Here is a 5,914-nt window from a genome sequence, read left to right on the forward strand (position 1 = left end):
CCGCAGCGGTGGCTCCGCTGCGGCACCCGCCCCGGCCACGGGTCAGAAGGCCCGCAGGAGGTACTTGGTGCGGAAGCCGCCGCTGGTCGAGCAGTCGAGGGTGTTCTGCGTGCTCGTGTAGGTGAAGCCGGAGGGGACGGTGCACGCCCAGAGTCCGGTCTTCGGGGTGCGCAGCAGGTACTTGGTGCGGAAGCCGCCGCCCGTGGAGCAGTCGAGGGTGTTCTGGGTGGAGGAGTAGGTGAAGCCGTCGGACACGGTGCAGGCCCACAGGTTGTCGGCGGGCGGCTGGACGAAGTAGTAGGTGCGGAAGCCGCTGCCCCCGCAGTTCAGCGTGTTCTGGGTGGCGGAGTAGGTGTAGCCGGGCGGGACGGTACAGGACCAGAAGCCGGCGGCCGCGCCCGCCGCGTCCCGGGCCTCGGGAGCGGGTGAGGCGGACGCCGTGGCGGGGACGAGGGCGGTGGCCAGCATGACGGCCGCACTGCCGCCACCGAGCAGCAGCGTACGCAGTTTCGATCGGATCACGGGATGCACTCCAGGCTCGTTGTTCACCGGGCGGAACGTACGGGGGAGGCGTCGGGACCTGCTCTTCCCCGGGCCTTCCGTGGGGCGCGCGCTGGAATGCTGGCAGCCGCATAGGCCGGGGGCAAGGGCGGCCCACCCCTCCCCACCCACATCCGGCCGCCTCGGGCAGGGCCCTGACCTGCGTGATCGTCAAGGAGTAAGGGAGGGGTGCGGCCTCAGCTCGGCCGGAAAGCTACACGGGCAGGGGCGGCAGGGGCACCTCGTACAGCCAGGCCGAGTACAGGTCGTCGAGCGGATCGGCCGTGTACCGGGCGGCGTGGGAGGTGAACGCGGCAGTGCTCACGACGCCGTGGCGGTGCACGGTGGTCCAGTCGCGCAGCATGCGGAAGAAGGCTTCCTCGCCCAGGGCGCGGCGGATGGCGTGGACGGCCAGGCCTCCGCGCTGGTACAGGCGGTCGTCGAACATCAGTTTCCGGCCGGGGTCGACCAGGCGCAGGTCCTGCGGCCGGGAGGTCAGGGACCGGTGCGCGGCGGCGGCCTGGACGTGCGCGGTGCGGCCTCCGGAGCGCTCCGACCAGAGCCATTCGGCGTACTTCGCGAAGCCCTCGTTGAGCCAGATGTGGCGCCAGTCGGCGATCGTCACGCTGTTGCCGAACCACTGGTGCGCGAGCTCGTGGGCGATGAGGCGCTCCGATCCGCGTGCGCCGTCGACGTGGTTGGCCCCGAAGAGGGAGAGCCCCTGGGCCTCCACCGGTACGTCCAGTTCCTCGTCGGCGACGACCACGGCGTACTCGCCGAAGGGGTAGGGCCCGAACAGCTCCTCGAAGAGCTGCATCATGGCGGGCTGCCGGGCGAAGTCACGGGCGAAGCGCGACAGCAGGTGGGCGGGCACGTGCGCGCTCTGCGTCACGCCGCCGAGCCCGGGGTCTCCCAGCAGCACGGTCTGGTACATGCCGATGGACAGGCCGACCAGATAGCTGGAGGTCGGCGCGGGCTGCTCGTACACCCAGGTGGTGGTGCTGGCTTTGGTGGTACGGGTGAGCAGCCGGCCGCCGGCGACGACGGTGTAGGCGGACGGCGTGTTGACGGAGATCTGGTAGGAGGCCTTGTCGGCGGGGCGGTCGTTGCACGGGTACCAGGAGGGGGCGCCGACCGGCTGGCTGGCCACGAGTGCGCCGTCGGTCAGTTCCTCCCAGCCGAGGCCGCCCCAGGGGCTGCTCACCGGCTTGGGGTTGCCCGACCAGGCCACGTCGACGGTGAAGGCGGCTCCGGCGGGCAGCGGCTTGGCCGGGCGGATGCGCAGCCGGCCGCCGCGGTGGGTGTAGTGCGGCGCCCGCCCGTTGACCAGGACACGGCCTGTCTTGAAGTCGGCCAGGTTCAGGTGGAACTCGGTGAGCGGTGCCCGTCCGGCGATCGCGCTGAGGCGGCCGGTGCCGGCCAGCCGGTTGGGTCCGGGACGGTAGTCCAGGGCGATCTCGTACCGGTGCACGCGGTATCGGGAGTCGCCGTTGGCCGGAAAGTACGGATCCGATACCGCTGTCGTCTGGCCGCTCACTGCCGCTTCCGCTCCCTGCGCGTGCTCGTACGACGTGCTGGTGTGCCCCTGCCGTGGCTGCCGCCGCCTGCGTCCCGGCCGGAGGGACCGCCTCTCAGGACCGCCACGCCTCGATCGGGTTGCCCAGCCAGCGGGTGTCGGCGGGGACGGACTCCCCGGCCATCACGAGGGAGGCGGGGCCCAGGGTGCTGCGCGCCCCGACCGTGCTGCCGGGCAGGACGATTCCGCCGGGGCCCAGGGTGGCGCCCTCACCGAGGATCACAGTATCCGTCCTCAAGATCCGGTCGTGGAAGAGGTGTGTCTGCAATACACAGCCGCGGTTCACGCTGACGCCGTCGCCCAGCGTGACCAGGTCGGTCTCGGGGAGCCAGTAGCTCTCGCACCACACGCCGCGGCCGATCCGGGCGCCGAGCCCGCGCAGCCACAGGGACATCAGCGGCGTCCCGGGCACCGATCCGGCCGGCCAGGGCACCGCCAGGACCTCGACGAAGGTGTCGGCGAGCTCGTTGCGCCAGACGAAGGCGCTCCACAGCGGATGCTCCCCGGGCCGGTGCCGGCCCACCAGGAGCCACTTCGCGGTGACCGCCACGCAGCACGCGGTCGCTCCGGCGGCCAGCAGGACGACCCCCGACAGCAGTGCGGCGCCCCAGACGCCGAGGCCGCTCCACGCGGTCAGCGCGCACAGGGCCGCAACGGTCAGCACGGCCAGGGCCGCGGAGCAGAACACCGGGACGAGGCGGCACAGCTCCACCAGGCCGCGCGCCCACAGCAGGTGCGCGGGCGGGTCGTAGGTCCGGCTCCGGTCGGCGGCGGCCGCGGACCGGGGCAGCTTGACGGGCGGCAGGCCCAGGTACGAGCTGCCCTTCTTGGCCTTCTTCGGGGCGGCGGACAGGACGCCGACCAGGCCGTCGTCGGGCACGGTGCGGCCGGGAGCGGCCATGCCGGAGTTGCCGAGGAAGGCCCGGCGGCCGATCGCGGAGCGCCCGATCCGCACCCAGCCGCCGCCCAGCTCGAAGGGTGCGGTGAGGGTGTCGTCGGCGAGGAAGGCGCCTTCGCCCACGGTGGTGAGGGTGGGCAGCGCCAGTACGGTCGAGACCTCGGCCCCTCGGCCGATCTTCATGCCGAGCAGGCGCAGCCAGACCGGGGTGATCAGTCCGGCGTAGAGCGGGAAGAGGGTCTCCCTGGCCAGGTCCATCAGCTGGGTGACGGTCCATGCCTGCCAGCCGATCCGGCTGTGCGTCGGATGGTTGCCGGCGCGCAGGCCGAGGCTGAGCAGGCGTACGGCGGCCAGCAGGAGCAGCGCGTAGGCGAGGCCGAAGGCGAGTGCTGCGGGCACCACGGCGGCCAGCGCTCCGCGCAGGGCCTCGGCGAGCCCGGCGTCCGCGGGGACGAACCGGCTCAGCACGAGCAGGGCGGGGACGGCGGCGAGGACGGGCAGCACGGTGAGGCAGAAGCCGGTGGTGCCGTACATGGCCCGCCAGTGGGCAGCGCGCGGTGGGCGGTCCTCGGGCCAGTTGTGTTTGGCCTTGCCGAGTTTGACGGCGGGCGCGCCGGCCCAGCGCTGGCCGGTCGGGACGGTGCCGACCACGGCGGAGCCGGGGGCGACCTCGGCCCGCTTGCCGATGCGTGCGCCGGGGAAGAGCGTGCTGCGGGTGCCGACCACGGCTCCGGCTCCGATCCGGACCGGTCCGATCTCGAGCTGGTCGCCGTCGAGCCAGTGCCCGCAGAGGTCGACCTCGGACTCGACGGCGCAGCCGCGGCCGAGCTTGAGCATGCCGGTGACGGGGGGCAGCGCGTGCAGGTCGACCTCGGGGCCGACCTTGGCGCCGAGCGCTCGCGCGTAGCGTTCGAGCCAGGTGCCGGTCAGGGAGGTCGCCCCCGCGTACTCGGCCAGCCGCTCGGCCGTCCAGAGGCGAAGGTGCACGCTGCCGCCCCGCGGGTGCCGTCCGGCTTTCACCCCCCGCAGGAGCAGGCGTGCGCCGCCGGCGGCGATGGCGAGGCGGCCCGGGGGACTGAAGAACAGGACGGCGCCGGCGGCGACGAGCCACCAGGAGGCGGTCGGCGCCCACGGATAGGGCCCGAACCGGTGCAGCACGTTGCCCAGCGCCAGCAGTGCGACCGTCCAGCGCAGGCCCAGCACGGTGAGCAGCGGCAGCAGCAGGAGCGACTGGACGGCCTGGGAGCGCAGCGGCACCGGCGCGACGGAGCGGACGGCGCCCTCGTCGGGTACGGACTTCTCCAGGCGGCGGGCCAGCTTGCGCAGCGTGGGCTGCTGGTAGATGTCGAGGACGGCGGCGCTCGGGTAGCGGCTGCGCAGCCGGGTGGTGAGCTGGGCGGCGGCGAGGCTGTTGCCGCCGATCGCGAAGAAGTCGTCGCAGGGGCTGGTGACGCCCGCTCCGAGGGTCTCTCGCCACTGCTCGGCGAGCCAGGCCTCGGTGCCGTGGAGCTCTTCTGCGGGCTCGGCGGTGTCCAGGTCGGGCAGCGGCCAGGGCAGTGCGTCGCGGTCCACCTTGCCGGAGGTGCGGGTGGGCAGTTCGGCGACGGGGGCGAGGAGGGGTACGAGGGCCGCGGGCAGCTCGGCGCGCAGCCGTGTCACGGCCGCCGCGCGGTCCCAGCCGTCCTGGGTGACCAGGTATCCGACGAGGAGCTGGTTGCCGCTGCGCGCGGTGCGGACGGCGGCCGCCGCGCCGGCCACGTGCGGCAGGGCCTGGAGGGCGGCGTCGACCTCGCCGAGTTCGATGCGGCGGCCGCCGAGTTTGACCTGTTCGTCGGCTCGGCCGAGGAAGACGAGTCCTTCGGGCTCGGCGCGGACGAGGTCGCCGCTGCGGTAGGCGCGCTGCCATCCGAGGGACGGCAGGGGGGCGTACTTCTCGGCGTCCTTGTCGGGGTCGAGGTAGCGTGCCAGGCCGACGCCGCCGATGACGAGCTCGCCGCTGCCGCCCATGGGCACCGGCTCTCCCGACCCGTCGACGACGGCGAGTTCCCAGCCGTTGAGGGGAAGGCCGATGCGGATGGGTTCCGCGCCGGTCAGGAGTGCGGCGCAGGCGACCACGGTGGCTTCGGTGGGGCCGTAGGTGTTCCAGACCTCGCGGCCCTCGGTGACCAGGCGCTGCGCCAGTTCGGGCGGGCAGGCCTCCCCGCCGAAGATCAGCAGGCGGACCTCGCCGAGGGCCTCGGGCTCCCAGAGGGCGGCCAGGGTCGGCACCGTGGACACCACGGTGATCTCCTGCACCACCAGCCAGGGGCCGAGGTCGGCGCCGCTGCGGACCTGGCTGCGCGGGACGGGTACGAGGCAGGCGCCGTAGCGCCAGGCCAGCCACATCTCCTCGCAGGAGGCGTCGAAGGCGACGGAGAGTCCGGCCATGACCCGGTCGCCGGGACCGATCGGTTCCTCGGCGAGGAAGAGGGCGGCCTCGGCGTCGACGAAGGCGGCGGCGCTGCGGTGGGTGACGGCGACGCCCTTGGGCCTGCCGGTGGAGCCGGAGGTGAAGATGATCCACGCGTCGTGTTCGGGGCCGGGGCGCACGGGGCGGTCGCCGGGCGCCGCGGGGCCTGTGGGGCCCCCGGTGCCGATGACGTCGATGCGCCGGCCGGCGCCGACGACCGCCCGTACGCCGGCCTCGCCGAAGACCAGGTCGGCCCGTTCGTCCGGGTCCTCGGCGTCGACGGGCACGTAGGCGGCCCCCGCGGCGAGGGCGGCGAGGATCGCCACGTACAGCTCGTTCGTGCCGGAGGGGACGCGTACGCCGACCCGGTCGCCGGGACCGACTCCGGCGGCGGCGAGGGCGCGGCGGCCGCGGTCGACCTGGGCCGCCAGTGCCCGGTAGCTGAGGCGGG

General features: G+C 73.9%; 3 protein-coding genes. All 3 read right to left on the reverse strand.

What is annotated here, in order from left to right; translation table 11 throughout:
- Positions 1–42: 42 nt before the first annotated feature.
- A complete protein-coding gene (locus AVW11_RS35125; RefSeq protein WP_060178449.1) occupies positions 43–522 on the reverse strand; it encodes a hypothetical protein in 480 nt (159 codons plus the stop codon).
- A 232-nt stretch (positions 523–754) separates the two neighbouring features.
- A complete protein-coding gene (locus AVW11_RS35130; protein ID WP_060178322.1) occupies positions 755–2,077 on the reverse strand; it encodes a M1 family metallopeptidase in 1,323 nt (440 codons plus the stop codon).
- 94 nt (positions 2,078–2,171) lie between these two features.
- Positions 2,172–5,914 (reverse strand): Pls/PosA family non-ribosomal peptide synthetase (locus AVW11_RS35135; protein ID WP_076047047.1); only part of this gene is annotated, 3,743 nt, incomplete at its 5' end.

The sequence above is a fragment of the Streptomyces amritsarensis genome (genome assembly GCF_001953875.1).
Lineage (GTDB): Bacteria > Actinomycetota > Actinomycetes > Streptomycetales > Streptomycetaceae > Streptomyces > Streptomyces amritsarensis.